Source organism: Novosphingobium umbonatum (genome assembly GCF_004005905.1).
GTDB classification, from domain to species: domain Bacteria; phylum Pseudomonadota; class Alphaproteobacteria; order Sphingomonadales; family Sphingomonadaceae; genus Novosphingobium; species Novosphingobium umbonatum.
The window spans coordinates 233,025-258,849 of sequence record NZ_SACO01000001.1 but is presented as its reverse complement, the minus strand read 5'-3'; the positions used below and the strand labels follow the sequence as shown (position 1 = coordinate 258,849).

General features: G+C 62.4%; 23 protein-coding genes. 8 read left to right on the top strand and 15 right to left on the bottom strand.

Going from position 1 to position 25,825, the window contains the following annotated elements; translation table 11 throughout:
* Positions 1 to 46 precede the first annotated feature (46 nt).
* Positions 47 to 1,312: an MFS transporter gene (locus EOE18_RS01125; RefSeq protein WP_127705817.1), complete on the bottom strand. Its 1,266-nt coding sequence runs from the start codon at positions 1,310 to 1,312 to the stop codon at positions 47 to 49.
* A 287-nt stretch (positions 1,313 to 1,599) separates the two neighbouring features.
* Between EOE18_RS01125 and EOE18_RS01120 the strand changes: the two genes are divergently transcribed.
* Positions 1,600 to 2,562: a bile acid:sodium symporter family protein gene (locus tag EOE18_RS01120; protein WP_127705330.1), complete on the top strand. Its 963-nt coding sequence runs from the start codon at positions 1,600 to 1,602 to the stop codon at positions 2,560 to 2,562.
* 107 nt (positions 2,563 to 2,669) lie between these two features.
* Here the strand turns inward: EOE18_RS01120 and EOE18_RS01115 are convergent, their stop codons facing one another.
* The 3 genes from EOE18_RS01115 to EOE18_RS01105 all read right to left on the bottom strand — a co-directional run bounded on the left by EOE18_RS01115 (position 2,670) and on the right by EOE18_RS01105 (position 7,112).
* On the bottom strand, positions 2,670 to 5,039 hold the full coding sequence (locus EOE18_RS01115; protein WP_127705328.1) for a TonB-dependent receptor plug domain-containing protein: 2,370 nt from the start codon (positions 5,037 to 5,039) through the stop codon (positions 2,670 to 2,672).
* A gap of 220 nt (positions 5,040 to 5,259) precedes the next feature.
* Positions 5,260 to 6,213, bottom strand: a complete 954-nt coding sequence (locus tag EOE18_RS01110; RefSeq protein WP_127705326.1) for an SDR family NAD(P)-dependent oxidoreductase — start codon at positions 6,211 to 6,213, stop codon at positions 5,260 to 5,262.
* A 23-nt stretch (positions 6,214 to 6,236) separates the two neighbouring features.
* Positions 6,237 to 7,112, bottom strand: a complete 876-nt coding sequence (locus EOE18_RS01105) for a beta-keto acid cleavage family enzyme (RefSeq protein ID WP_127705324.1) — start codon at positions 7,110 to 7,112, stop codon at positions 6,237 to 6,239.
* Between the two features lie 171 nt (positions 7,113 to 7,283).
* On the opposite strand from EOE18_RS01105, the gene EOE18_RS01100 reads away from it, so the two are divergent.
* The 3 genes from EOE18_RS01100 to EOE18_RS01090 all read left to right on the top strand — a co-directional run bounded on the left by EOE18_RS01100 (position 7,284) and on the right by EOE18_RS01090 (position 10,568).
* The gene (locus EOE18_RS01100) at positions 7,284 to 8,123 is read left to right on the top strand and encodes a helix-turn-helix transcriptional regulator (RefSeq protein ID WP_127705322.1); all 840 of its coding nucleotides are present in this window, start codon (positions 7,284 to 7,286) and stop codon (positions 8,121 to 8,123) included.
* Between the two features lie 135 nt (positions 8,124 to 8,258).
* A complete protein-coding gene (locus EOE18_RS01095; RefSeq protein WP_246027191.1) occupies positions 8,259 to 9,113 on the top strand; it encodes a beta-etherase in 855 nt (284 codons plus the stop codon).
* 27 nt (positions 9,114 to 9,140) lie between these two features.
* Positions 9,141 to 10,568, top strand: a complete 1,428-nt coding sequence (locus EOE18_RS01090; RefSeq protein WP_127705320.1) for an aldehyde dehydrogenase family protein — start codon at positions 9,141 to 9,143, stop codon at positions 10,566 to 10,568.
* A gap of 48 nt (positions 10,569 to 10,616) precedes the next feature.
* Here the strand turns inward: EOE18_RS01090 and EOE18_RS01085 are convergent, their stop codons facing one another.
* The 6 genes from EOE18_RS01085 to EOE18_RS01060 all read right to left on the bottom strand — a co-directional run bounded on the left by EOE18_RS01085 (position 10,617) and on the right by EOE18_RS01060 (position 15,688).
* Complete coding sequence (locus EOE18_RS01085; protein WP_127705318.1) at positions 10,617 to 10,820, bottom strand: hypothetical protein; 204 nt, start codon at positions 10,818 to 10,820, stop codon at positions 10,617 to 10,619.
* The gene (locus tag EOE18_RS01080; RefSeq protein WP_246027190.1) at positions 10,820 to 11,602 is read right to left on the bottom strand and encodes an SDR family NAD(P)-dependent oxidoreductase; all 783 of its coding nucleotides are present in this window, start codon (positions 11,600 to 11,602) and stop codon (positions 10,820 to 10,822) included. The genes EOE18_RS01085 and EOE18_RS01080 overlap by 1 nt, the downstream gene beginning before the upstream one ends.
* A 67-nt stretch (positions 11,603 to 11,669) precedes the next feature.
* The gene (locus tag EOE18_RS01075; RefSeq protein ID WP_127705316.1) at positions 11,670 to 12,122 is read right to left on the bottom strand and encodes a MerR family transcriptional regulator; all 453 of its coding nucleotides are present in this window, start codon (positions 12,120 to 12,122) and stop codon (positions 11,670 to 11,672) included.
* A 78-nt stretch (positions 12,123 to 12,200) separates the two neighbouring features.
* The gene (locus EOE18_RS01070; RefSeq protein WP_127705314.1) at positions 12,201 to 13,877 is read right to left on the bottom strand and encodes a long-chain-fatty-acid--CoA ligase; all 1,677 of its coding nucleotides are present in this window, start codon (positions 13,875 to 13,877) and stop codon (positions 12,201 to 12,203) included.
* A 65-nt stretch (positions 13,878 to 13,942) separates the two neighbouring features.
* Complete coding sequence (locus EOE18_RS01065) at positions 13,943 to 15,235, bottom strand: OmpP1/FadL family transporter (protein ID WP_127705312.1); 1,293 nt, start codon at positions 15,233 to 15,235, stop codon at positions 13,943 to 13,945.
* A gap of 24 nt (positions 15,236 to 15,259) precedes the next feature.
* Positions 15,260 to 15,688, bottom strand: coding sequence for a DUF2147 domain-containing protein (locus tag EOE18_RS01060; protein WP_127705310.1), 429 nt, complete (start codon positions 15,686 to 15,688; stop codon positions 15,260 to 15,262).
* Positions 15,689 to 15,922: 234 nt separating this feature from the next.
* Between EOE18_RS01060 and EOE18_RS01055 the strand changes: the two genes are divergently transcribed.
* The 4 genes from EOE18_RS01055 to EOE18_RS01040 are packed head-to-tail and all read left to right on the top strand — an operon-like array spanning position 15,923 to position 22,193.
* Complete coding sequence (locus tag EOE18_RS01055) at positions 15,923 to 17,056, top strand: thiolase family protein (protein WP_127705308.1); 1,134 nt, start codon at positions 15,923 to 15,925, stop codon at positions 17,054 to 17,056.
* A complete protein-coding gene (locus EOE18_RS01050) occupies positions 17,056 to 19,374 on the top strand; it encodes a 3-hydroxyacyl-CoA dehydrogenase/enoyl-CoA hydratase family protein (protein WP_127705306.1) in 2,319 nt (772 codons plus the stop codon). Before EOE18_RS01055 ends, EOE18_RS01050 begins: the two co-directional genes overlap by 1 nt.
* Positions 19,375 to 19,413: 39 nt before the next feature.
* A complete protein-coding gene (locus EOE18_RS01045; RefSeq protein WP_127705305.1) occupies positions 19,414 to 21,216 on the top strand; it encodes an acyl-CoA dehydrogenase C-terminal domain-containing protein in 1,803 nt (600 codons plus the stop codon).
* A gap of 2 nt (positions 21,217 to 21,218) precedes the next feature.
* Positions 21,219 to 22,193 carry an NAD(P)H-dependent flavin oxidoreductase gene (locus EOE18_RS01040; protein WP_127705303.1) on the top strand — a complete coding sequence of 325 codons (975 nt, stop codon included), beginning with the start codon at positions 21,219 to 21,221 and terminating at the stop codon, positions 22,191 to 22,193.
* Here the strand turns inward: EOE18_RS01040 and EOE18_RS01035 are convergent.
* From EOE18_RS01035 to argB, 5 genes are all read right to left on the bottom strand, one after another.
* Complete coding sequence (locus EOE18_RS01035; protein WP_127705301.1) at positions 22,190 to 22,816, bottom strand: MarC family protein; 627 nt, start codon at positions 22,814 to 22,816, stop codon at positions 22,190 to 22,192. The genes EOE18_RS01040 and EOE18_RS01035 overlap by 4 nt on opposite strands.
* A 40-nt stretch (positions 22,817 to 22,856) precedes the next feature.
* Positions 22,857 to 23,525: a hypothetical protein gene (locus tag EOE18_RS01030; protein ID WP_127705299.1), complete on the bottom strand. Its 669-nt coding sequence runs from the start codon at positions 23,523 to 23,525 to the stop codon at positions 22,857 to 22,859.
* Positions 23,522 to 24,439, bottom strand: coding sequence for a bifunctional methylenetetrahydrofolate dehydrogenase/methenyltetrahydrofolate cyclohydrolase FolD (gene folD, locus EOE18_RS01025; protein ID WP_127705297.1), 918 nt, complete (start codon positions 24,437 to 24,439; stop codon positions 23,522 to 23,524). Before folD ends, EOE18_RS01030 begins: the two co-directional genes overlap by 4 nt.
* On the bottom strand, positions 24,436 to 24,729 hold the full coding sequence (locus tag EOE18_RS01020) for a YggT family protein (protein WP_127705295.1): 294 nt from the start codon (positions 24,727 to 24,729) through the stop codon (positions 24,436 to 24,438). The genes folD and EOE18_RS01020 overlap by 4 nt, the downstream gene beginning before the upstream one ends.
* A 159-nt stretch (positions 24,730 to 24,888) precedes the next feature.
* Complete coding sequence (gene argB / locus EOE18_RS01015) at positions 24,889 to 25,800, bottom strand: acetylglutamate kinase (RefSeq protein WP_127705294.1); 912 nt, start codon at positions 25,798 to 25,800, stop codon at positions 24,889 to 24,891.
* Between the last annotated feature and the right edge of the window lie 25 nt (positions 25,801 to 25,825).

Below are 25,825 nucleotides of genomic sequence, written 5' to 3'. Positions count from 1 at the left end.
TATCACGGGGTGGGGGATGCGCCAATCATCGGCTTTGGTCGGGGGATTAGTGACCCTGCGCGCTGCTTTTGGGCAGCACCAGCAAGGCAGCGGCGGCGGCCAGCGAACCCAGCGCCATAAAGGCCGCCACCAAAGGCAGGCCCAGCTTGGCCTCGAACAGGTATCCCGCTACAATCGGGCCAGCAGCCGCGCCAAGGCGGCCTACGCCAATCACCACGCCGGTTCCCGATCCGCGCAGCGCGGTGGGGAAGCTTTGCGCGATCAGGGCATAGAAACCCACGATCACGCTATTGGTGCAAAAAGCCGCCATGGCAGCGGCCAGAGACAGGCGGCTCAAATCGGCAGGCGTCTGGCCAAACCATGCCACCAGCGCCACCGAGGCCAGCATCATCACGATCAGCGCCGGACGCAGCGGGAAACGCAGAGCCGAGAAGGAGAAGATCAGCGCCCCAATGAGTCCGCCCACATTGGCCCAAACCAGCACGCCACCGGCCGAGGAGGCAGGGAAGCCCATGTCCGACACGATTTTGGGCACCCATTTCACCACGAAATAGAAGGTGAGAATATGGGCGAAATAGGCCAGCACCAGCAGCAAGGTGGTGAGGCCCAAAGTGCCCTTGAACAGGGCCGACATGCCGATTTTGGTGCTGGCCTGCACCTCGGGCAGCGCTTCGACCGCACTATGGCCAAAGGCGCGCAGGCTTTTGTTCACGCGCTCCAGCACATTGGCAGGGCGGCGCTGCAACAATGCGCCCACCGGTTCGGGCATCAGCCAAGGCACCAGCGGCAGCAGCACCAGCGCCAGCCCCGCGCCCAGATAGAACACATCGCGCCAGCCACCGGTTTTCAGCATGGCGCTGGCAATCGTGCCGCCTACCACTGCGCCCAACGGATAGCCCGCCGCCATCAGCGCCACAGCAGCGCTGCGCCAGCGGTCATTGGCATATTCGGCGGCCACGGCATTGGTCGCCGCCAACATGCCGCCAATGCCAAGCCCGGTCAGCAAACGGATCAGCGCCAGCGTGGTAACGCCATCGGCATGGGGCGCCAGCAACATGCCCGCCGCCATGATGACCAGACAGATGACCATGGTGGGAATGCGGCCAATGCGGTCGGTCAACCGGCCCAGCAACATTGAACCCGCCGCCATGCCGAAAATTTCCATCGATAGCACATAGCCCAAAACCTTGCGGTCGACATGCCATTCGGCGGCAATGCCGGGCGAGGCAAAGCTGATCGAGAGCACGTCGAACCCGTCCAGCGCATTGAGCAGGGTGCACAGGATAATGCCCAGGATCTGTCGCCAGCCCATAGGGGCCTGCGCCAGAACAAGGCGCGGATCGGCAGTTTGCGTAAAAGGCGCGGTGGCCAAGGTCTCTCTCCATCCTCTCCTGCCCCTTGGCGTTGCGGCAAACGGGGCCGGATTCGCAGGAGCTTTGGCTATTATTTATAACAATATGGTGCCGCCCGCCGCGATGCAAGCGGCGATTGTTGCGCCAGAGTAATCCAGCCCGCGCTTTGCGCAAGGGGCCTCATGTTGCCCGCATACGTCAAGCCGCGCCTTGCGCTGGGCGGCATAGCTGCTTTAGGCTTGGCCCCATGCTGAACCGTTTCAAATCCGCTTTCGACCCCTATATTCTGGCCTTGCTCACCACGGTGGCGCTGGCTTCCATCCTGCCTGCGCGCGGGGGCTTTGCCGTTTTCTGCGAAAATGCCGCCACTTGGGCGATTGTGCTGCTGTTTTTCCTGCATGGCGCCAAACTTTCGCGTGAGGCGATTGTGGCGGGCGTGGCGCATTGGCGGCTGCATCTCTCCACGCTGGGGGTGACTTTTGCCCTGTTCCCGCTGCTGGGGCTGGGGGTATCGCTGTTGCCGGGCCTGCCTGTGCTGGTGGCGCAGGGGATGTTGTTCCTGACCCTGTTGCCCTCGACCGTGCAAAGCTCGATTGCCTTTACCTCCATCGCGCGGGGCAATGTGGCGGCGGCGGTCTGTTCGGCGTCCTTTTCCAATCTGGCGGGCATTTTCATCACGCCCTTGCTGGTCAGCCTGATGATGGGGGGCAGCGGGGCCTCGCTCTCGCTGGAGGCGATTGAAAAGATTGTGCTGCAATTGCTGCTGCCCTTTGTGGCGGGGCATCTGTTGCGCCCGTGGATCGGGGGCTTTGTGGCGCGGCATAAGCCGGTGATCGGCTATGTGGATCGCGGCTCGATCCTGTTGGTGGTCTATACCGCTTTCTCCGCTGCGGTTGTGGGCGGGCTGTGGCAGCATTTGCCTCTGTGGGAATTGGGGCTGATCGCGGGGCTAAGCGTTGTTTTGCTGGCGCTGGTGATGGGGGCGACATGGGGGCTGGGTGGCCTGATGGGCTTTGCCCAGGCGGACCGGATCGTGCTGCTGTTTTGCGGCTCCAAAAAATCGCTGGCCAGTGGCGTGCCGATGGCGGGTGTGTTGTTTGCACCATCGCAGGTGGGTGAGGTGATCCTGCCACTGATGCTGTTTCACCAGATCCAGTTGATGGCCTGCGCGGTCTTGGCCCGCCGTTTTGCGGGGGAGGAGGAGGCGTAACAGCCGCGCTCCCATGGCCATGAAAAAAGGCGCCGAAGGGGATGCCCTCGGCGCCTTTTTTCATGGCCTGTGGCCGGATGCTTTTCCCGCATCCGGCCCGAGGGTGCTTACCAGCTCAGGTTGAGCTTGGCGTAGAGATAGCGGCCATTGAAGCCATAGGGCGAGAAGTAGGGGAAGGCCACGCCGCCATTGGTGGCGAGCAGGGTGGTGGTCCCGTCCGTGCCATACAGCGATACGCGCTTGGGATAGATGTCGAACACATTGTTCGCGCCCAGCGAGATCGTCGCCTTGTCGATCAACTTGTACCGGACTTCCAGATCCGTGATCGCCTTGCGGTCGGTGTGGATGTCGGTCACAGCGGTGCTGCCCGGCTGGATTACATCGCCGTAATAGTTGACGCGCGCCGTTGCACCCAACTTGCCCAGCGACCAGTCGATGCCGCCCACGATCTTTTCACCCGGCGTGCCATTGGTGATGGTTACGATACGCTGACGGGCGAACAGAGTGGCCGAGCTGGAGGTCGGATAGCTGTCCACGGTGATCTTGTTGACATTGGCCGAGGCGGTAAAGTCAAACGTACCCACCGCAGCGGTGCGCAGCTTGTAATGCGCCACGATGTCGATGCCCTTGGTGGTGGTGTGCAGACCGTTGATGAAGAAACGGGCGGCGGTCACGCCATATTGGGCAGCAGCAGCGCTGGACAGGGTGATGTTTTCCGACAGGCCAAGCTGGTCGCGGATCTTGATGATGTAGCCGTCAACCGTCAGGTCAAACCCGCCAGCGCGCAGCACCGCGCCTGCCGAGAAGTTGACCGACTTTTCCGGACGCAGCGCTACGCCACCCAGCGAGGCGGCCACATTGCTGATCGAGGGGAACGTGCCGGTTTCCACGATCTGGCCATTGGACAGCACCGAAGCGGTCGAGGTGAAATATTGCTGTTGCAGCGAAGGCGCGCGGAAGCCGGTGGACACCGTGCCACGCAGCGCGAACCAGCGGGCCAGATCGGCGCGGGCCGACAGCTTGCCGGTGGCAATATCGCCAAAGTCGGAATAATGTTCACCGCGCACCGCCGCACCCAGCGTCAGGATGCTGGGCAGCTTGGCTTCCAGATCCAGATAGAGGGCGTTGCTGATGCGGTTGGCCTTCAGCGCATTGCTGGGCTGGAAGCCGATGAAGCCCTGCGCACCGGCGGTCAGCGTCGAGGCGGAACCGGTGGCGCGGTTGTAAGAGGTCGGTTCACCCGCGACGATGCGATAGCCTTCGCGGCGCACTTCCACGCCCCATGCCACGTTCAGATCGGTGGCGCCCAGCTTGTAGAGCTTGGCCGCATCCATGCCGCCCAGCCACTGGTCATAGATCAGCGCGCCGTCATAGAAGCTGGTCTGCGAGGCAGCGCCATAGGTGGAATTGAGCGAGTTGAGCGTGCGATAGTCCAGACGGTTGCGGCCATAGGAGGCCTTGATCGTGGCCTTCCAGTCGCCCCAATTGCCGCGTGCGCCCAGCGTGACATTCAGATCGCCCGAACGCGCATTGATCAAAGGCAGGAAGCCATCGGGATAGATCGCGGTCACATTGTTGACGTTGCTGGGGTTGCGGGCGAAAGCCGCGCTGGTGCTGTTGCGGTGCTGATAACCACCGAAACCGAAGGCTTCCCAACCGCTGTCGCCAATCGGCAGGGCCGAGTTCACATAGAAGGTCTTTTGCAGCACTTCGGGGTCGCCGATGCGCGAACGCACCTTGGCCACGCTTTCACGCACGTCCAGATCCGAACGGTTGGTGGGGTGGCGGTCCAGATATTCGCCGGTCAGGGTGATGAAGCCGCCCTTGCCCAGCTTGAAACCCTGCCACAGGCCAAGGTTCAGCGTGGCGCCATCCGAGATATGGCGCGAGGAACGGGCGCCGTTGAACTGGGTGTCATACTTGCCATAGCTGACCGTGGCGCCGCCGCCATGATCGGCCTCGCGCAGGCGCATGTTGACCACGCCCGCAATCGCGTCCGAACCATATTGCGCCGATGCGCCATCGCGCAGCACTTCAACCTGCGACAGGGCAAGGGTGGGGATGGTGTTGAGGTCAACCGCAGCCGAACCGCGACCCACCGAGCCATTGACGTTGAGCAGCGCCGAAGCATGGCCACGCACGCCATTGATCAGCACCAGCGCCTGATCGGGCGACAGGCCGCGCAGCGTGGCGGGGCGGATCGAGTCGGTGCCGTCCGTACCGGCGGGGCGGGGGAAATCGATCGAAGGGGCGACCGAGGCCAGCGCCGAACCCAGTTCCGAGGAGCCTTGCTTGGTCAGCGAATCCAGCGACAGCACATCGACCGGCGCCACCGAGTCCAGTTTGGTACGGTTTTGGGCGCGTGTCCCGGTTACAACAATCTCGCCAGGTTCGGCGGCGAAAGCGGCAACGGGCGCTGCCAACAGGGGGAGGGCGATGCTGGCGGAAAGCAGCAGGGAATTGCGAAGGTTTGCCATAATTATATCCTGTAGCAATGATCCGTGAAGGATTGCTTTTATCCCGCAGGGGGCGGGCAGGATTGCTCTACGCCTCAAGCGAAAGCGTAGACAAATGGTATTGGTTAATATGTGCAAAAATGCCGCATAGTGTTGCGAATGTGACACGCGACTTTGGTCTGCAAAAACCCCCGCTGCCGGTTGGGCAACGGGGGCGGGGAGATGCTGGAATGCGGTAAAATCAGGCGGTTTCGGCCTGTTTGGCATGGCGGGCCGATTGCTCGGCAAAGACCGGGTTGTCCAGCAGGAAGAAGATTTCCTTGGCCCGCGCGTCATTATGCGGTTCGTCGGGCACGCTGGCCATGATCGAGTCGAAACGGCGCTGCATCCCCGGCGCAAATTCGGGATGGGTCAGGATATAGAGATCATTGGCGCGGATACCGGCCAAAACCCGCTCGCCCACTTCGTCCGCGCTCATCCAGAGCGGCGAATTGGGGCGCTTTTCCAGCTCCTGTTCGCGCTGCAAATAGCCGGTGTCCTGCTTTTTATCCTCCGGCCGCAATTCGCCCGAGGCGGAGATGTTGGATTGCACAGGGCCGGGGCAAAAAGCCGAAATGCCGATGTTGATCGCGCCCAATTCGCCCCGCGCGGCCTCGGTGATGCCGATGATCGCGGCCTTGGCGGCGGAATAGATGGCCGAATAGGAGATTGGCAGCAAGCCGCTTTGCGAACTGGTGGTGACCACTTGCCCGCCTTCGCCATGGGCCTTGATGCGCGGCAGGATGGTGACCAGACCATTGATCACCCCGCCAAGGTTGACCCCCATGCCCCAATCCCAATCGTCATAGCGCGCGTCCATGATCGGCCCCATCACGCCGATACCGGCATTGCCGATCAACATATGGATCTTGCCAAAGCGCGCCTCGGCCTTGTCGGCTGCGGCGGCAAAAGCGGCGCGGTCGGTTACGTCCAACTGCACGGTTTCCACCTGCGCGTCGGCGGCCAGCGAAGCCTTGGCCTCGGCCAGCGAGCTTTCACGAATGTCGGCGATCACCACATTGGCGCCAGCTTTCACCAAAGCGCGGGCAATGCCAAGGCCGATACCATTGGCGCCGCCGGTGATAAAGGCGGTCTTGCCGGTTACATCGGCCATCGGGGCCGATCCGGCAGGGGCAACGGGGGGATTAAAAGCCATCGATCCTCTCCTCTATCTTTATTCTAGTTCTTCAGGCCCAGCATCGCGCGGGTTTCGCCCGCACTGGCGACATCGGCGCCCAACCGGTCGATAATGTCGCGCGCCCAGACCACCATTTCGGCATTATTGGCCGCCTGCCGCCCGCGCCGCAGATAGGTTGTGTCCTCAAATCCCACGCGAACATGGCCGCCCAGCAGCACCGATTGCGCCGCCATGGGGAAGGAATGTTTTTGAATGCCAAAGCCGGTGAAGATCGCCCCGCGCGGCAATTGGTTCTTGGCATATTGCATGGCTTCGGTGGTGGCGGGCAGGCCATATTTGGTGCCCAGCACAAAAGTATAGGGCACTTTGGCGGGCAGTGCGCCTTCGGCGATCAGATCATCGGCATAGACAAAATCGCCCGCTTCGAAACACTCGATTTCGGGCAAAACGCCGGCGTCCTGAATCATATGGCCAAGGCGGGTGACCATCGGTTTCAGATTGATCGCCGCCCCGCCCCACAGGTTCATCGTGCAAATGTCCAGCGTGCACATGTCGGGCTTGAGGTCGAGAATATGCTCCAGCCTGCGTTCGGCGGTGAACATCAGCGTGCCGGGGCCGGGCAGGGCGGGGTCTTCCTCGCTCTGGATCCAGGTGCAGCCAGGGCCGGTGGTGACGTTCAGGATCAACTCGCTGTTCTTCGCACGGATCAGGCCCACCACCTCGCGGTAATCCTCCAGGGATTGGCTGGGCGCGCCGGTTTGCGGATCGCGCACATGCAGGTGGATGATCGAGGCACCCGCAGCCGCCGCATCCAGCGCTTCCTGCGCCACATGATCGGGGCGGAAGGGGAAGTTGGGGTGCTTGGGCAAAGGTGCGCTGCCGGTAACGGCGCAGGTGATAAAGACCTTGTCGGCCATGGCTTCCTCTTTTCCATTTGTGTTTTCGTTGCATACAAACTGCCACCCTTCGCCAAGGCTGACCAGACCGCTGCCAATGCCATTATTCCCGCTACCCGTCTTACCCCTCTTGCCCCCTTCGCCTTGGTGTGAAAGACTGCGCGCAAAGCATAACAAAGGATAGGATCTGCCATGGCGCAGAGAGAGGAATTGACCCGTTTTCTCAAAGCGGCGCGTGGGCGTATTGCCCCTGCCGATGTGGGCCTGCCCGCAGGCGAGCGCCGTCGCACGCGCGGGCTGCGGCGCGAGGAAGTGGCCGCTTTGGCGGGGATGAGCGTGACGTGGTACACATGGTTCGAACAGGGACGCGAGGTGCAACTCTCCGCCGCGATGATCGAACGATTGGGCAAGGCGCTGAAGCTGGAGCCTTCCGAGCGGGAATTCCTGTTTGCGCTGGCCCAGCATCGCCCGCCGCCGCTGGCGCATGTGGGTGATGACGTGGTGCGCCCTTCGACTCAGGCCTTGATGGATTCGCTCTCTATCCCCGCGCTGGTGATTGTGGAGGACTGGACGGTGGTGGGCTGGAACGGCCTTGTTACCCGCCTGTTCCGCGATTATGCGCCTTTGCCGCGCGAGCAGCGCAACCTGTTCCGTATCCTGATGCTCAGTGAGCGCTATCGTGCTGATCCGGAACGCTATCGTGAAATGGCGCGGCGTTTGGTGGCGCGGTTCAAATGGGATTACAGCCGCACGTCCCGTCCGCAAGTGTTCGAGGCGCTGATCACCGAAATGCGCGCGGCATCGCCTTTGTTCTGCCAATTATGGGAGGCAGCCGAAATCCGCAGCCATTTCGAGGATGTCAATTCCGCCACCCTGCCCGATGGCGAGGCGATTGCCTTTCACCACACATCCTATGCCATCGAGGAAGTGCCGGGCCAGCGCCTGATCCTGTTCGCCCCCGCCGATGCGGCCAGCGCGGCGCGGCTTGCGCAAGTGGCGCGGGAAATGACCATTCCCCATCTGGCGGCCTGAAGCAGGTAGAAAGAATAATAGCATCGATTGCCCACTTGGCAGGGCGGGCATCATGCGTCACTTTGGCAGTAACACATACAAAGCCGCGCGGGATTTTCCGTAGAACGGCATGTGCGCAACCCGCCAAGGAGAGGCATGATGGCCAAGGACAACAAGATCACCTTCTATGACCTGCAACACGCCAGCGGCTGCACCACCAGCCCCTTTGTGTGGGCCACCAAATATGCCATCGCGCACAAGGGCTTTGAACTGGACATTGTGGATGGTGGCTTCACCGGCATTATGGACCGCACCGGCGGGCGCAGCGAGCGCCTGCCCGCCATTCAGGACGATGGCGAATGGGTGCTCGATAGCTGGTTGATCGCCGAATATCTGGACGAGAAATATCCAGATCGCCCGACGCTGATCGGTGATCCCTCGATCAAGCCTCTGGCGCAATTCCTGGAAACCTGGCTGTGGAAGACGGTGGTTGGCCCATGGGCCCGCGCTTTTGCCGTGGAATATCGCGACCGCTGCAAGCCGGAGGATATTCAATATATCACCGAAAGCCGCTTGCGCATGTGGGGCAAGCCGATGGAAGAGCTGGTGGTGGGGCGCGAGGATGTGTTCCCCAAGGTGCTGCCCGAACTGGAACTGCTGCGTGGCATTTTGCGCGAGCATAAGTGGCTGGGCGGCGAAAGCCCCAATTATGCCGATTATCGCGCTTTGGCCGTGTTCCTTTGGGCCGCCAGTGTCGCCGACACTCCGCCGATGACCGAGGATGAGCCCCTGCGCGACTGGATCGAGCGCGGGTTTGACCTGTTTGGCGGTCTGGGCCGTCACCCCGGCATGAGCCCGCTGTTCGGCCTGAAAATGCGCGAGGGTGATCCTGAACCCTTTGCCAAGGGGCCGTCGCTGGTGGCCGGTCTGGTCAAGCGCAACACGGGCCCTGCCTCCACGCGCGCCGAGACCGACCATATCACCGGCAAGGGTGAAAAGACGCCTGCCTGAGCTTGCATTGCTGAAGGACGCATTTCCATGAAAAGCTATTTGCAACATTATATTGATGGCCAATGGGTCGATTCCATCGGCGGCACTGCCCACAGCGTGACCAATCCGGCGACCGAGGGACAGGCCAGCCAGATCACTCTGGGCACGGCAGCGGACGTTGATGCTGCTGTCGCCGCCGCCCGCCATGCTTTCCCCGCTTTTTCGGCTACCAGCAAGGAAGAGCGCATCGCCCTGCTGGGCCGGATCATCGAGGCCTATAAGGCGCGCATCGGCGATATTGCCGAGGCGATCAGCACGGAAATGGGCTGCCCGATCTCGATTTCCAGCACGGCGCAGGCGGGCAGTGGTCTGGGCCATCTGGCCAATGCTCTGGCCGCGTTGACCGCCTATGAGTTTGAGGAGAAGATTGGGGATAACAAGGTGGTGCGCGAGGCGATCGGCGTGGTTGGCCTGATTACCCCGTGGAACTGGCCGATGAACCAGATCGTGGCCAAGGTGGCGCCTGCGCTGGCCGCTGGCTGCACCATCGTGCTCAAGCCTTCGGAAGAAGCGCCCACTTGCGCCGCAATTTTTGCCGAGGTGCTGGAAGCGGCGGGCTTGCCTGCGGGCGTGTTCAATCTGGTGCAGGGCGATGGTCCGGTGGTGGGCAATGCCATTTCGGCCCATCCCGATGTGGATATGGTCAGCTTTACCGGCTCCACCCGCGCAGGGATCATGGTGGCCAAATCGGCGGCCGATACGGTCAAGCGCGTGACGCAGGAACTGGGCGGCAAATCGCCCAATATCATCCTGCCCGGCACGCCGCTGGACAAGGCTTTGCCCGGTGGCTGCGGCGGGGTGCTGCTCAATTCGGGCCAGAGCTGCGTGGCGCCCACGCGGATGCTGGTGCATGAAAGCCAGCATGACGAGGCGGCGGCGATGGTCGGCGCAATCTTCGGTGGCAAGTCGGTGGGCGATCCGCTGGCGCAGGGCGACCACATCGGCCCTGTGGTGAACAAGGCGCAGTGGGACAAGATTCAGGGCCTGATCGCCAAGGGCATTGCCGATGGCGCCACTCTGGTCACCGGCGGTCTGGGGCTGCCCGATGGCGTGGAGAAGGGCTATTTTGTTAAGCCCACCGTGTTTGCCAATGTGACCAATACGATGGCCATTGCGCAGGAAGAAATCTTCGGCCCCGTGCTGACCATCCTGCCTTACAAGGATCTGGACGAGGCGGTGAGCATCGCCAATGACACGCCCTATGGTCTGGGTGCCTATATTGCGGGCGATCCTTCGGTCGCCAAAACCATTGTGGGCAAGATCCGCGCCGGTTCGGTCTATGTCAATGCGGGCGGTCTGGCGATGGATATGCCCTTTGGCGGCTATAAGCAGTCGGGCAATGGCCGCGAATTTGGCCGTTTCGGGCTGGAGGAATATCTGGAGGTCAAATCGGTGATCGGGGCGCTTCCGGCCTGATGATCGAGGAGCGGGGGCTTGCGTGTATCGCAGGCCCCCGTTTCGCCTTCAGCCTTCCAGCAGGTCCAGAAAGGCCACCACATCATTATCGGTGGCGATGAAAAGCCCTTCCTGCACCTCCTCGCTCTGCTGCGCGCCAATGCGCAGGGCCTCGCTCAAAGGGCCATAGAACAAAGTTTCCGCCGCGCCTCCTTCCGGCCCGCTGTCCAGATGATAGAGCCTGACGCTCGCCTCATTATGGGTGGTACGCATCAGGCATCCCGCGCCATGGCAAAGGGCGAAAAGGCCTGCGCTACCGGCATGATTTCCATCGTGTTGACATTAAGATGTTCGGGCAGGCGTAAAACCGCCTCCACCGTGTCGGCCACATCTTCTGCCGACAAGGGCTGCATACCGGTGTAGACAGCGGCCGCCTTGTCCTTGTCTCCGGCAAAGCGCACTTGGCTGAACTCCGTTTCACAGGCCCCCGGTTCCAGCGAGGTGACCTTGACCGGCGTGCCCAGCAGATCGGCGCGCAGGCCCAGCGAAAACTGGCGTACAAAGGCCTTGGTGCCCCCATAGACATTGCCGCCCGGATAGGGATAGGTCGCCGCCACGCTGGATACATTGATAATATGTCCGCGCCCACGCTCCACCATACCGGGTAGAACCGCATGGGACACGCGCACCAGCCCCGCCACATTGGTCTCGATCATGGTTTCCCAATTGTCGAGACTGGCACGCTGGGCCGGTTCCACGCCTAGCGCCAGCCCTGCATTGTTGAACAGAATGTCGATGGCCGCGAAATCTTCCGGCAGGGCGGCCAGCAAGGCCTCGCCGCTGCCCTTGGCGCTGACATCATGCACCAGCGTGAACAGGCGCTGCGTCTTGGCCTCCGCGGCCAGCTCATCCAGACGGTCCTGTCGGCGCCCCGTGGCGATCACGCGGGCGCCAGCGCGTAACAGGCGCAGCGCCACCGCGCGGCCAAAGCCGGAAGTGGCGCCCGTGACCAGCGCGGTGCGCCCCGTGGCCCAAGGAAAATTGTCTTTCATCATCCGGCCTTTCCGCAAAGCAACTTTGCCGGAAGGGATAGGCGTTGGCGCCGGTCAGGGCAAGTCGGGCTTATTTTTGCGCGGCGATCTGCTCGACCACTTCGCGCTCGATCTGCTTTAACTCCACCATCGTCTGTTCCAGCGCGGCCTGTTGCGCCGTCAACATTTTCAGCCTTTCACGCACTTTTTTCAGCAGCAGGCGGTTCTGCTCGATATGTTGTGGGTCCGCGTCATAGAGGTCGAGGAATTCCTTGATCTCGCGGATGGAGAAACCCAGCCTTTTGCCGCGCAGGATCAGCTGCATCCGCGCCACATCCTTGCGCGAATAGACACGGGTGCTGCCCACGCGCGTGGGTTCGATCAGCCCCTTGTCCTCGTAAAAGCGCAAGGTGCGATGGGTAACTTGCAGATATTCCGCCACTTCCTGAATGCCGCGCAGCCCCTTATCGGCTGGCGCTTCGCTTGCAGCCGCAATTGGCGTTTCAGGTTTGGACAGGTTATCTACCTCCTCCAGCAAAGACATGAACACTCCCCCCTTATCTATCCCGCCAATCGAACAAAAAGCGGCGCGGCTTGCAAGTCCTGATTTCTTTAGCGGGCCCTAACTTTTGCTTGCCCCCTCGCGCTTGAGCCTTTCTTCCTCAACCAGTTCTTTTTTGGACAATTTCCCCACCAGCGTCTTGGGAAGGCTGGCGCGGATTTCGATCTCCTTGGGCACTTCAATCTTGCTGACATGGTCGAGCAGAAAGCTTTTCAACTCTTCGGGCGTGACCTGCGTGCTGGCATGCAATTTGACAAACAGCTTGGGCGCCTGTCCGCGATATTGGTCGGGAATGCCGATGGCGATGGCTTCCTCCACCGCCGGATGCAGATAGGCGGCATCCTCGATGATACGCGGATAGACGTTGAAGCCCCCGCACAGGATCACATCCTTGATCCGGTCCACCAGAAACAGATAGCCGTCCCCGTCCAGATAGCCGATGTCGCCGGTGCGCAGGGCGCCTTGGGTAAAGGTCTTGGCGGTGTCCTCGGGCCTCTGCCAATAGCCCATCATCACCTGCGGGCCGCGTGCACATACCTCGCCTTTTTCGCCCAGAGGCATGATTTCCTCGGGCTTTTCGGGGTTGCGGATCTCGATTTGCGTGGCGGGGAAGGGCTGGCCACAGGAATTGGTTTTGATCAAACCGTCAATCGGATTGCAGGTGATGATCGGCGATGCCTCGGTCAAGCCATAGCCCTCGGTCAGTACCGCTCCGGTCAGCGCCTCGAATTCCTCGCGCACTTCCAAGGGCAAGGGCGCGCCGCCCGATACGCAGGCGGTCAAATGCGACAGGTCGGGGGCCTGCCCCTTGGGGATGCCGTTGATCATCGCGACCCAGATGGTGGGCACGCCAAAGATGATCGTGGGCGGCTTGCGGCGCATCGTGTCGAGCATCTGGCTCAATTCAAAACGGGGCAGCAGCACGATTTCGGCGGCGATCTCGATGGCGAAATTAAGCACCGTGGTCAGCGCGAAAACATGGAACATCGGCAAAACGCCCAGAATGCGTTCGGGCGTGCCAATATCATGGCCCAGATGGTCCAGCATTTGTGCGGCATTGGCGGTCAGATTGGCGTGGGACAGCATCGCCCCCTTGGGCACGCCGGTTGTCCCGCCGGTATATTGCAACACGGCCAGATCATCGGGCGAAACGGCGATCTCGGGCAGCGCGGGCGCCTTGGCCACCAGCTTGCAAAAGTCGATATGCAGCCCGTCTTTGGCAAAGCGGGCGTGGTCGCGCCGTTTGAACATCGCCCAGCCCAGCGCCTTGAACGCGGGCAGGATCTTGCCCATCGGGCACATCACCAAAGTGTCTACGCCATGGGCCAGCGCCACCGGCTTCACCTTGTTGTGAATGGCGGCAATATCGGGCAGCGCCACCATGCGCGCGCCCGAATCCTTGATCAGATGCTCCAACTCGCGCTCGGTATAGAGCGGGTTGAGATTGACCACCACCGCGCCCAGTTTCAGCGCGGCGAAATAGAGGATGACGTAATAGGGCGTGTTGGGCAGGCAGAGCGCGAAACGATCACCCTTGCGCAGGCCACGGGCATAAAGGCCGCGCGCGGCGCGTTCGACCATGGTGGCAATCTCGCCATAGCGCCAGGTGCGGCCCAGAAAATCCACCGCCACCCGTTCGGGGAACAGGCTTGCGGCATGGTCGAGCAGATCAGGAATGCGTTTGGGGGCGGGGTTGATGGCTCGCCCTTGGGCGATGGATGCGGCTTCGGTCAGCATGACGTAATGCCTTTAGCAATGTTGCGGGTCTGGCCAGCGCGAGGGCGGGCCAGACCCGAATTGGGTTACAGCGAGAAACGCCCGCCCAGCGCAAGGATCAGCACATGGGCATCGGTCACCGTGCCATTGACCAGCACCGGCGTTTGCGCGGCAGTACCGGCATAGGCGGCGGTGATGCGGTTGATCGGCGCATTGTCCAGCGTCAGGTAATTGACGCCGACATCGATGGTGGCGCGCGGCGAGAATTGATGCGAGGCGCCCAGCGCGAACATCCAGCGGTTGCTGTCGGGCACGCGTGCGTCACGCTCTGTGCCGCGCACAGGGGTGAGGTCGCGCATCACGCCCGCGCGCAGGGTCCATTTGGGCGAGACCTTGGCATCCACGCCCACCGCATAGGCCCAACTGTCGCGGTAATTTTCGGGGATGGCGGTGTTGAGCGGCGAACCAAGCCGGATCGCGTCAAACTTCGACCAACCGCTGGCTGTGGCTTGCGCGTTCAACGTAATGGCGGGGCTCAAGGCATAGCGGATGCCGAAAATCGCCTGCCATGGCGTGTTGAAAGTGGCGGTGGTGGCGGTCTGTCCATTGCGCGCGGCCAGCGGGCCAAGCAGACCGTCCAGCGTGATCGTGCCTTTCAGAACATGTTTGACCGAGGATTTATAGCTGGCGCCAATCGTGACCGGCCCGCGCCCGAACTGGAAACCGGCCGAATAGCCCATGTCCCAGCCATTGCCCTGCAATTTCTGGCTGCCATCGGCCAGCAAGGGCGACAGGTTGGGCAGGGCATTGCCCAATTCAGCTTTGGCATATTCCACATTCAGCGCCGCGCCCACGCGCAGGCCGGGCATCACTTCCACCGCAATGCCGGGCTGGATATCAAAGGTGCGCAAGGATGTTTTCAGCGCCGAATAGCGCGCCCAGCTGGTGGTGGGATAATCGGTGGTGAAATTATAGGGCGCGGCAATGGTCAGGCTCAGCGCTACCTTGTCATTCAAACCATAGGCAATCGATCCGGTGGGCACCACGCCTTTGTTGATCGGATTGCTGGTCACCTGATCACCCCCCACGGCGGCAGGTGCTTGGCCGGGGCGCACGATCAAGGTGCCCGCATTGCTCACCTTGCCGCTGGGCAGGATGGCGCTGGCGCCGATCTGGCCCGAAAGGCCCTTTTGCCCCGCCACGGCGGCGGGGTTCCACCACAGGCTTTCGGGGCCGGTATCGGCCACTTCGCCCGAATAGGCGCGGCCCGCGGCCTTGGGGCTTTGTTCGATGATATAGAACCCGCTGGCCATCGCGGTGCAGGGCGCCAGCGCCAGCAAAGCGGCAATCGTCAGGCGGGAAGTGTTGGTTGCTTGCATGAAATCCTCCCAGATTGTTCTATTTTATTTCAAGCGGGTCCAGACCTGCGTCTTGCACAAAGGCCAGACGATGCACCCTTTGAGCTTGAGCGTATCGGGGCCTGCAGGGGTCAGCGTGGCCTGATAGGTGCCGCCATCCTCGGCGTTGTAGATCGTGCCGCCGGTCCATTCGCTGCCTTTGGGGCTGAAACCTTGCAGGATCAACAGGCCTTTGAGCTGGCGTTCGCGCTGGGCCACATCCTTGTTATGCACGTCGCGCAAGGCAGGATTGGCCCGCAACCCATCGGAATCGACCAATCGGCCACAGACCGAATTGCCGCAAGCGGTGATCTCTACCACGCCGTGGCGGGTGGGTGTTTGCCAGCGTCCCACGACATTGGCGCCCGTTTGTGCAGATGCTGATAAAGGCAGCGCCGCCAGCGTGGCAGCGGCCAAAGCCCACAGGCTCTTCATGCTTTTCACTCCATCCTCTGTCCCGGGCAGCTTGTCTGTTTATGCAACAAGTCTGCCATGCGCCTGGGCTCTGTGTCCTCTTGGCGAATCACCTTATGCACGAAATTTTAGTTGACGTATAGGGAAACTTGGGCACGATTAGGGACGAGAGGATCGGAGTGCTGATTCTGACAGGTTCAGCCCTCCATTGCCAAAAATCCTGCTACAGAACAGAACCGGCAAAAAGGATGTGCAATGCGTAAGGTAGTGATCGCGGGCTATGCCCGTTCCCCGTTCCATCTGGCAGGCAAGGGCGCTTTGGCGCGGTTGCGGCCCGATGACATGGCGGCCGCTGTGGTGCGGGCGCTGGTGGCGCGCAGCGGGATCAACGATGGCGATATCGAGGATCTGGTGCTGGGTTGCGCTTTCCCCGAAGGCGAGCAGGGTTTCAACGTGGCCCGCGTCGTGGGCTTGCTGGCGGGCCTGCCTTTGTCGGTGGGCGGGGCGACTCTTAACCGTTTCTGCGGTTCCTCGATGAGCGCGATCCATTATGCGGCGGGGCAAATCCAGCTGGGCGCGGGCGAGGTCTTCGTTTGCGGCGGCGTGGAATCGATGAGCCGCGTGCCCATGGCGGGCTTTAACCCCAGCCCCAACCCCGAACTGGCGCGCAGCAGCGCGGCCTATCTGGGCATGGGCGAAACGGCGGAAATCGTGGCGGAACGCTATGGCATCCCCCGTCAGGCGCAAGAAGCCTTTGCCGCCGAAAGCCAGCGCCGTGCCGCCGCCGCGCAGGCCGCTGGCCATTTTGCCGACGAGATCGTGCCGGTCAGCGTCAAGGGTGTGGAAGTCGCCCAAGACGGCTGCCTGCGTCCTGCTACTACGGTGGAAACACTCGCCGGTTTGAAGCCTGCCTTCCGCACGGAAGGTTCGGTGACGGCGGGAACATCCTCGCCGCTGACCGATGGGGCCAGCGCGGTGCTGGTGGCCTCGGAAGACTATGCCCGCGCCAAGGGCCTGCCCATTCTGGCCCGCATCGCCTCGGTGGCGATCAGCGGTTGCGCGCCCGAAGTGATGGGGATTGGTCCCGTCCATTCCAGCCACAAAGCGATGCAGCGGGCGGGCATTACGGTGGATGATCTGGACGTGGTGGAATTAAACGAGGCCTTTGCCGCGCAGGCTCTGGCCTGCATGGGCGAGCTGGGGCTGGATCCGGCCAAGGTTAACATCGACGGCGGCGCGCTGGCCTTGGGCCATCCTCTTGGCGCGACCGGCGCGCGGATCGTGGGCAAGGCGGCCTCGCTGCTGGCACGCGGGGGCGGGCGCTATGCTTTGGCCACGCAATGTATCGGCGGCGGCCAGGGTATCGCCACTGTGCTGGAGGCGGTGTGATGGGCCATTCTATCGCCAAGGTCTGCGTGCTGGGCGCAGGCACGATGGGCGCGGGCATTGCCGCGCAGGTGGCCAATGCCGGTGTGCCGGTGCTGCTGCTGGATAGGACCACCGACGGGCCGGACCGCTCGATCATCGCCCGCAGCGCGTTGGAGCGTTTGGGCAAGGCCGAACCGGCAGCCTTCATGAGCAAGGCGGCGGCGCGGCTGGTCGAGGTTGGCAATTTTGACGATGATCTGGGGCGCGTAGCCGAATGCGACTGGGTGATAGAGGCGATTGTCGAGAAGATCGAGGCCAAGCATGCGCTTTATGCGCGGCTTGAGGACGTGCGGCGCGCGGGGACCGCGGTGTCGTCGAACACGTCCACCATTCCGCTGGAAAGGCTGATCGAGGGGCGCAGCGAGGCGTTTGCGCAGGATTTCCTCATCACCCATTTCTTCAATCCGCCGCGCTATATGCGCCTGATCGAAGTGGTGAGCGGGGCGCGCAGCAACCCTGATCTGGTGGCCGCTGTCAGCGCCTTCGCCGATCAGCGTTTGGGCAAGAGCGTGGTGGCCTGCAAGGATCGCCCCGGCTTTATCGCCAATCGCGTGGGCACATTCTGGCTGCAAAGCGCGGTCAATGCCGCCTTTGATTTGGGGCTGAGCGTGGAAGATGCCGATGCCATCGCGGGCAAGCCGATGGGCGTGCCCAAGACCGGCATTTTCGGGCTCGTGGATCTGGTGGGGCTGGATCTGATGCCCTATCTGAAGGCCAGCCTGACCGCCAGCCTGCCCAAGGATGATCCCTATCAGGCCATTGCGCGGGACGAGCCGCTGATCCTGAAAATGATTGCCGATGGCTATACTGGCCGCAAGGGCAAGGGCGGTTTTTACCGGATCAACCGCGAGGCGGGCAAGGTGAAAGAGGCCATCGATCTGGCCACAGGCACCTATGCCAAGGCGCGCAAGCCGATGAGCATTCCTGCGGTCGCCCAGAAAGATCTGCGCGCGCTGCTGGCCTTGCGCGGCAAGGCGGGGGCCTATGCATGGGCCGTGCTGGGGCCGACTTTGGCCTATGCTGCCGCGCTGGTGGGCGAAGTGGCCGATGATGTGCTGGCGATCGATACGGCGATGAAGCTGGGCTATAACTGGAAATATGGCCCGTTTGAGCTGATCGACCGGATTGGCGCCGATGAAGTGGCGCAAAGGCTGGAGGCCGAGGGCCATGCTGTGCCGCCCATGCTGAAGCTGGCCGCAGGGCGCAGCTTCTATCGCGTGGAGGGCGGGCAGCGTCAGTTCCTTGGCCTTGATGGCGAATATCACCCCGTGACGCGGCCTGAAGGGGTGCTGCTGCTGGAGGATGTTAAGGCTGCATCCAAGCCCTTGCTCAAGAACGGCTCCGCCGCCTTGTGGGACATTGGCGATGGCGTGGTCTGTCTGGAATTCACCGCCAAGATGAATGCGCTGGATGGCGAGGTGATGACGCTGATCGCGCAGAGCATCGCCTTGGTGCAGCGCCATTACAAAGCCTTGGTGGTCTATAATGAGGGCAGCCATTTCTCCGCAGGGGCCAATCTGGGGCAGGCGCTGTTTGCGCTCAACATCGCCGCCTGGGGCGAGGTGGAGAAATTGGTGCGCGGTGGGCAGCAGGCCTATAAGGCGCTCAAATATGCGCCTTTCCCTGTGGTGGCTGCGCCCTTTGGCATGGCTTTGGGTGGCGGTTGCGAGATCGTGCTCAATTCCGATGCGGTGCAGGCCCATGCCGAAACCTATATCGGGCTGGTGGAATGCGGCGTTGGCCTGATCCCCGGCTGGGGCGGTTGTGGCGAATTGATCCAGCGCCTGTCGGAAAATCCGCGCCTGCCCAAGGGGCCGATGCCCGCTGTGGCCAAGGCGTTTGAAACCATCTCTACCGCCACTGTCGCCAAATCGGCGGCGCAGGCGCAGGAGATCGGCTTCCTGCGCCCCAGCGATGGCATCACCATGAACCGCGACCGATTGCTGGCCGATGCCAAGGCGCGCGCGTTGGCCATGGTGGAAGGTTACACCCCGCCCGAGCGGCCCTTGTTCCGCCTGCCCGGTGCCGGTGGCCGCGCGGCGCTGGATCTGGCGGTGCAGGACTTTGCTGCCAAGGGGCTGGCCACGCCCTATGATACGGTGGTGGCGGGCAAATTGGCCCATGTGTTGACCGGCGGCGATGCCGATATGGCCGATGGGGTCAGCGAGGCCGAATTGCTGGCGCTGGAGGTCGAGCAATTCATGGCGCTGGTGCGCGATGTCCGCACAGTGGCTCGCATTGAAACAATGCTGGCCACCGGTAAACCGCTGCGTAATTGATCAAGATTTCCCGCCCAGAATAAAGACAGGAGAGCGAGGATGCAAATTTACAAGGCACCATTGCGCGACATGCGCTTTGTGCTCAACGAGCTGCATGGTGATGACGGTTTCGGCCCTTTGCCTGCCCATGAGGAATTCACGCCGGACCTGATCGATGCCGTGCTGGAAGAGGCGGCCAAGCTTTGCGAGGATGTGCTGCTGCCTTTGAACCGCAGCGGCGACGAGGAAGGCTGCCATTGGGAACGCCATGCCGATGGCACGACGAGCGTCCGCACGCCTGAAGGTTTCAAGGCGGCCTATGACCAGTTCACCCAATCGGGCTGGAATGCGCTGGTCACGCCGCCCGAATGGGGCGGTCAGGGCCTGCCCGAAAGTTTGGGCAAGATGGTGGAGGAGATGATCTGCGCCACCAATGTCTCTTTCAGCCTTTATCCCGGCCTGACCAATGGCGCGATCTGCGCCTTGACCGCCTATGCCAGCGACGAGCTGAAAGCGGCCTATCTGCCCAAAATGGTCAGCGGGGAATGGTCGGGCACGATGTGTTTGACCGAGGCGCATTGCGGCACGGACCTTGGTCTGTTGCGTACCAAGGCCGATCCGGTGGGCGATGGCAGTTATAAGGTCAGCGGCGCGAAGATCTTCATCTCGGCCGGCGAACAGGATCTGACCAGCAATATCATCCATCTGGTGCTGGCCCGCCTGCCCGACGCGCCCAAGGGGGTGAAGGGGATCAGCCTGTTCCTTGTGCCCAAATTCCTGCCCGATGCCGCCGGAGAGCCGGGCGCGCGTAACGGCGTGACCTGCACCGCCATCGAACACAAGATGGGTATCAAGGCCAGCGCCACCTGCCAGATGCAATTCGAGGATTCGATTGGCTGGCTGGTGGGACAACCCCATCGGGGGCTGGAAGCCATGTTCACCATGATGAATGCCGAGCGTGTCGGCGTGGGCATTCAGGGGCTGGGCATTGGCGAGGCGGCCTATCAATCCGCCGTCTGGTATGCCCGCGAACGCACGCAGGGGCGCAGCCTGTCGGGCGCGAAGGCACCGGAAAAGAGCGCCGATCCGATCATCGTCCATCCCGATGTGCGCCGCATGTTGATGACGATGCGCGCCTATAATGAAGGCTGCCGCGCGCTGTCGGGCTGGGTGGCGCGCGCGCTGGATGCCGAAAAGCACGGGCCAGACGCCGAGACGCGCCAGCGGGCGGAGGATTTCGTCGCGCTGATGACGCCGGTGGTGAAGGCTCTGTTCACCGATCTGGGGCTGGAAAGCGCCAGTCTGGCCGTGCAGACCTATGGCGGCCATGGCTTCATCCGCGAAAGCGGGGTGGAGCAATATATGCGCGATGCGCGTATCGCCATGATCTATGAAGGCACCAATGGCATTCAGGCGCTGGATCTGGTGGGGCGCAAGATGGGCGCGCATATGGGGCGGTTGCTGCGCAGCTTCTTCCATCCGGTGTCTGCCTTTATCGAGGGCCATGCCGAAGGGCCGATCGCGCCGATGGTCAAAGGGCTGGGCCGCGCCTTTGAAGCCTTGCAGGGCGCCAGCGCTCTGGTGGCGCAGCGGGGCTTGAAGGATCCAGAGGAAGCGGGTGCGGCAGCCACCGACTATCTGCGCCTGATGGGGCTGGTGGCTATGGGCTATTGTCTGGCCAAGAGCGCAGGGATCGCCGCCAAAGCCTTGGCCGAGGGCAGCGACGAGAAGGAGTTCTATACCGCCAAGATCCAGACCGCGACTTTCTTCTTTGATCGCATCCTGCCGCAAACCGCCTCGCTCTATCTGGCGATCAAGGCGGGCAAGGGCTCGATGATGGCGCTGGACGAAGCGGCCTTCTGACCATGGCGCTGTCCACACCGGTCACAAGGCTTTTGGGCATCACCCACCCCATCGTGCAAGGCGGCATGATGTGGGTGGGCACGGCGGAGCTGGCGGCAGCGGTGTCGGAGGCGGGAGGGCTGGGCACGATCACCGCGCTCACCTATCCCACCCCGCAAGCGCTGGCCGAGGCGATCACCCGCTGCCGTCAGCTTACCTCGCGCCCCTTTGCGGTCAATCTTACGCTGCTGCCCTCGCTCAATCCTCCGCCCTATGCGGACTATCGGCGGGTGATTGTCGATCAGGGCGTGCGGATTGTGGAAACGGCGGGGCATAATCCGGCCGAACATGTGGCCGATTTCAAGGCGCATGGCCTGATCGTCATCCATAAATGCACCGCCGTCCGCCATGCCTTGTCAGCCCAGCGCATGGGAGTGGATGCGGTGAGCATTGACGGGTTTGAATGCGCAGGCCATCCGGGCGAGGAGGATGTGCCCGGGCTGGTGCTGATCCCGGCGGCGGTGGATGCGCTGGATATTCCGGTGATTGCCAGCGGCGGCATTGGCGACGGGCGCGGGCTGGCTGCGGCCTTGGCCTTGGGCGCGGGGGCGGTGAATATGGGCACCCGATTCTGCGCCACGGTGGAAGCGCCGATCCATGACGGCATCAAACGCTTTCTGGTGGAGCAGGACGAGCGGCAGACCGACCTGATCCTGCGCTCCTATCGCAACACCGCGCGGGTGGCGCGCAATGCGGTGTCGCAGGCAGTGCGGCAGGCCGAAGCGCGTGGCGAGCCTTTCGAGGCGGTAGCCGCCTTGGTCAAAGGCGCGCGTGGCCGCGAAGGGCTGGCCAGCGGCGACCCGCAGCATGGCGTGGTCAGCGCGGGGCAGGTCATGGGGCTGATCCATGACATACCCACTTGCGCGGCTTTGTTGGCCCGTATGGTGGGCGAGGCGGAGGCAATTATCCGCGAGCGTTTGGCGGGGATGCTGGTTTAGGGATGTAGCACCCCCAGCACCCCGTCGATCACATATTGCACCGCCAGCGCCCCCAGCAAAACGCCCAGCACGCGGGTGATAACCGCCTCTACCTTTTGCCCCAACAGGCGCATCAAGGGGCCCGCGGCCACCAGCGCGCCCGCCGTCAACACCAGCACCGCCGCCAGCGCGGCCAGCACCATGGCCATGCCGCTGGTGTCGCTGGTGTGGCTCATCATCAGCATGACCGTGGCAATCGAGCCGGGCCCCGCGATCATCGGCATGGCCATGGGGAACACGCTGATGTCTTCATGCGGTTCGGGCGTGTGCTTCACCTTTTCGGCGCGTTCCTCCCGCTTTTCGGTGCGCTTTTCAAACACCATTTCCAGAGCGATGACGAAAAGCATGATGCCGCCTGCAATGCGGAAAGCGTTGAGTTCGATGCCCAAAGCCTTGAGCAGCGCTGAGCCGAACAGGGCAAAGATCAGCAGAATGATGCTGGCGATAAAACAGGCGCGCAGGGCGGAGGTTTGCGCGGCCTTGGGCGTGTAATTGCTGGTCAGGCCCGCATAGATGGGGGCGCAACCCAAGGGGTCGATCACCACGAAAAGCGTGGCGAAGGTGGAGATGAACAGATCTAGCATGCAGCGAGCCTAGCCGCTTGCAGGCGGGCTGGAAAGGGGATCAAGGCTTGAGCGGGCGCCGCAAAACTTCGGTCAGCTTGCCCTCGATCCGCAGACCGATCACCAGTTCCCTGGCCTCATTCACGCTCCAGCTGAGCGAATGGTCGGCGGTTTCGCCAAACAGGGGATGGGTTACCGGCTCCACCTGTTCCTTGTTGGGCAGGGCCTCGCGGCGGGCGGGGCATTCGGCGACCTTGGCCTCCAGCCATTCAGGCTTGGGCAGCGCCGTCGGCGTGGTGGTGGCGCTTTGCAGCACGAGGCGATAAGCGCCCTTTTTCTGCCGCTGCCAGATGGCGCTATACCAGCCTTGCTTGGCCCCTTTAGTCCAGCGGCCAAAGGTGGCGGCGCTGCTGCCATCGCAGCTCATCCACACATTCTGCGTTTCGCCTTGCAACGGCAGGCCATTGTCACGCTTGGGCAGGGGCATGGCTTCCCCGTCGCGCAGCAGCGCGGCCTGTTCCAGCGCATATTCCTTGAAAGCCTTGGCCTCGCCCTTGTCGCGGGCAAGGCGGGCAAAGGCTAGCTCCTGTGCGATAATATCGCTGGGCAGGGCAAACATCGTGGCCATGCCCTTGGGCAGGCGCTGGGCCTGTGCGCCAAGGGGCATAGCCAGCAGGGCAAGAGCGATCAGCCCCCCGATGGGGCGCAGGGGGGCTGATGTAAGGCTCATGCGATCGTGTTCTCCGGCAGGCGTTCGGCGGCCAGCGGGGCGCCAATATGATCATAGGCCGCCACCAGCGCATTGCGCAGCAGCACGGCAATGGTCATCGGCCCGACACCGCCCGGCACCGGCGTAATGGCACCGGCCACCTGAACGGCGCCTTGATAATCCACATCGCCCACGATGCGGCCCTTGGTCTTGCCCTCGGCGGGGGGCAGGCGGTTGATGCCCACGTCGATCACGGTCGCACCGGGCTTGATCCAGTCGGCCTTCACCATTTCGGGGCGACCCACCGCGGCCACCACAATGTCGGCGCGACGCACAACTTCGGGCAGGTCCTTGGTGCGGCTGTGTGCCACGGTCACGGTGCAGCTTTCGGCCAGCAGCAATTGCGCCATCGGCTTGCCCACGATGTTGCTACGGCCAATCACCACGGCATTCATGCCCGACAGATCGCCCAGACGGTCCTTCAGCAGCATCAGGCAACCAAGCGGTGTGCAGGGCACATAACCGGCCTGACCCACGGCCAGACGGCCAGCATTGGTGACATGGAAGCCGTCGACATCCTTGTCAGGGCTGATGGTGGCGATCACCTTCTGCTCGTCCAGATGGCGGGGCAAAGGCAATTGTACCAGAATGCCATCGACCGCCGGATCGGCGTTCAACTGCTCGATCATGCCCAGCAGCGTGGCTTCATCGGCATCGGCAGGCAGCTTGTATTCAAAGCTTGCCATGCCGCAGGCCACGGTCTGCTTGCCCTTGCTGGACACATAGACCTGGCTGGCGGGATCCTCGCCCACCAGCACCACGGCCAGGCCAGCCTTGCGTCCGGCCTTGGCCTCGAATTCAGCTGCCAGCGTGGCGATGGATCCGCGCAGGCGTTCTGCGAAATCCTTGCCATCTATTACTTTGTTCTCGCTCATCCGTAATGGTTCCCGATGTAATTCAACAGGATGATGGCGATCTGGATGCCCACCAGCAGAGCCATCGGCGACAGGTCGATCATGCCGGTGTTGGGCAAGATGCGGCGGATCGGCCTCAAGATAGGCTCCAGGATCGCGTTGAGCGCCTGCCAGATACCCGCGACAAACGCGTTATGCAGGTTCACAACATTGAAGCTGATCAACAGGCCAAGAATGACCTGCACAATCACCGTGGTGGACACGATATCTGCAAACAGCAGCAGAATCGGGATAAACACTTCCTGAATCACGGGCGCTTCCTCTCCCAATGGCAACGCGCGTGGCCTAGCCGAGCTTGGCCTTGCGCGCAACCGGAGCGCTGGAGAGGTTTTGTAAGTGTTACTTACAAACTTGGCAAGAAGGAAAAACCGCGCCTTGCAGGATTCCTGCAAAATGGCGCGGTTTTGCGCTTATGCCTTGCGGATCAATGTGCCAGCCCCGCGCGAGGTGAAGAATTCCAGCAACATCGCATGGGGGACGCGGCCATCCAGCACCACGGCGGCCTCACAACCGGCCTCTACTGCATGGGTGCAGGTGGCCAGCTTGGGGATCATGCCGCCGCTGATAGTACCGTCTTCTGCCAAAGCCTCGATATCGGCAGGGGTCAGATCGGTCAGCAGGTTCTTGTCCTTGTCCAGCACGCCCGGCACATCGGTCAGCAGGAACAGGCGGGCCGCGCCAATCGCGGCGGCAATGGCGCCGGCCATTGTGTCGGCGTTGATATTATAGGTCTCGCCATCATGGCCCACCGCGATGGGGGCGATGACGGGGATCAGGCCCGCGCCCGACAGCGTTTCCAGAATGGAGGTGTCAATATGGTCCGGCTCGCCCACATAGCCCAGATCGACCACCAGCGATTCGCCGCTTTCGGGGTCCTCAATCGCCTTGCCCAGCTTTTGCGCTTCCACCTTGCGCGCGGTGACCATGGCGCCATCCTTGCCGGAAATGCCCACGGCCTTGCCGCCTGCCTTGGCGATCCAGCTGACCAGTTCCTTGTTGATCGCGCCCGACAGCACCATTTCGGCCACTTCGGCAGTGGCCTTGTCGGTTACGCGCAGGCCATTCACGAATTGCGATTCAATCCCCAGTGCTTTGAGCATACGGCCAATCTGGGGCCCGCCGCCATGCACCACCACGGGGTTGATGCCCACGGCCTTCAATAGCACGATATCCTCGGCAAAATCCTGCGCCAGAGCGGGATCGCCCATGGCATGGCCGCCATATTTCACCACAAAGGTGCGGCCTTCATAGCGCTTCAGATAAGGCAACGCCTCGATGAGCGTTTCGGCCTTGGCGAGCAGGGTGGTTTGCGAATCAGACATCCCGCGCGTTTACTGCGCTTTCAAG

What these genes read in the sequence shown, in the direction of transcription:
- EOE18_RS01125 (WP_127705817.1), bottom strand. Translation starts at nt 1,312, where the DNA reads ATGGGCTGGCGACAGATCCTGGGCATTATCCTGTGCACCCTGCTCAAT.
- EOE18_RS01120 (WP_127705330.1), top strand. Translation starts at nt 1,600, where the DNA reads ATGCTGAACCGTTTCAAATCCGCTTTCGACCCCTATATTCTGGCCTTG.
- EOE18_RS01115 (WP_127705328.1), bottom strand. Translation starts at nt 5,039, where the DNA reads ATGGCAAACCTTCGCAATTCCCTGCTGCTTTCCGCCAGCATCGCCCTC.
- EOE18_RS01110 (WP_127705326.1), bottom strand. Translation starts at nt 6,213, where the DNA reads ATGGCTTTTAATCCCCCCGTTGCCCCTGCCGGATCGGCCCCGATGGCC.
- EOE18_RS01105 (WP_127705324.1), bottom strand. Translation starts at nt 7,112, where the DNA reads ATGGCCGACAAGGTCTTTATCACCTGCGCCGTTACCGGCAGCGCACCT.
- EOE18_RS01100 (WP_127705322.1), top strand. Translation starts at nt 7,284, where the DNA reads ATGGCGCAGAGAGAGGAATTGACCCGTTTTCTCAAAGCGGCGCGTGGG.
- EOE18_RS01095 (WP_246027191.1), top strand. Translation starts at nt 8,259, where the DNA reads ATGATGGCCAAGGACAACAAGATCACCTTCTATGACCTGCAACACGCC.
- EOE18_RS01090 (WP_127705320.1), top strand. Translation starts at nt 9,141, where the DNA reads ATGAAAAGCTATTTGCAACATTATATTGATGGCCAATGGGTCGATTCC.
- EOE18_RS01085 (WP_127705318.1), bottom strand. Translation starts at nt 10,820, where the DNA reads ATGCGTACCACCCATAATGAGGCGAGCGTCAGGCTCTATCATCTGGAC.
- EOE18_RS01080 (WP_246027190.1), bottom strand. Translation starts at nt 11,602, where the DNA reads ATGATGAAAGACAATTTTCCTTGGGCCACGGGGCGCACCGCGCTGGTC.
- EOE18_RS01075 (WP_127705316.1), bottom strand. Translation starts at nt 12,122, where the DNA reads ATGTCTTTGCTGGAGGAGGTAGATAACCTGTCCAAACCTGAAACGCCA.
- EOE18_RS01070 (WP_127705314.1), bottom strand. Translation starts at nt 13,877, where the DNA reads ATGCTGACCGAAGCCGCATCCATCGCCCAAGGGCGAGCCATCAACCCC.
- EOE18_RS01065 (WP_127705312.1), bottom strand. Translation starts at nt 15,235, where the DNA reads ATGCAAGCAACCAACACTTCCCGCCTGACGATTGCCGCTTTGCTGGCG.
- EOE18_RS01060 (WP_127705310.1), bottom strand. Translation starts at nt 15,688, where the DNA reads ATGAAGAGCCTGTGGGCTTTGGCCGCTGCCACGCTGGCGGCGCTGCCT.
- EOE18_RS01055 (WP_127705308.1), top strand. Translation starts at nt 15,923, where the DNA reads ATGCGTAAGGTAGTGATCGCGGGCTATGCCCGTTCCCCGTTCCATCTG.
- EOE18_RS01050 (WP_127705306.1), top strand. Translation starts at nt 17,056, where the DNA reads ATGGGCCATTCTATCGCCAAGGTCTGCGTGCTGGGCGCAGGCACGATG.
- EOE18_RS01045 (WP_127705305.1), top strand. Translation starts at nt 19,414, where the DNA reads ATGCAAATTTACAAGGCACCATTGCGCGACATGCGCTTTGTGCTCAAC.
- EOE18_RS01040 (WP_127705303.1), top strand. Translation starts at nt 21,219, where the DNA reads ATGGCGCTGTCCACACCGGTCACAAGGCTTTTGGGCATCACCCACCCC.
- EOE18_RS01035 (WP_127705301.1), bottom strand. Translation starts at nt 22,816, where the DNA reads ATGCTAGATCTGTTCATCTCCACCTTCGCCACGCTTTTCGTGGTGATC.
- EOE18_RS01030 (WP_127705299.1), bottom strand. Translation starts at nt 23,525, where the DNA reads ATGAGCCTTACATCAGCCCCCCTGCGCCCCATCGGGGGGCTGATCGCT.
- folD (WP_127705297.1), bottom strand. Translation starts at nt 24,439, where the DNA reads ATGAGCGAGAACAAAGTAATAGATGGCAAGGATTTCGCAGAACGCCTG.
- argB (WP_127705294.1), bottom strand. Translation starts at nt 25,800, where the DNA reads ATGTCTGATTCGCAAACCACCCTGCTCGCCAAGGCCGAAACGCTCATC.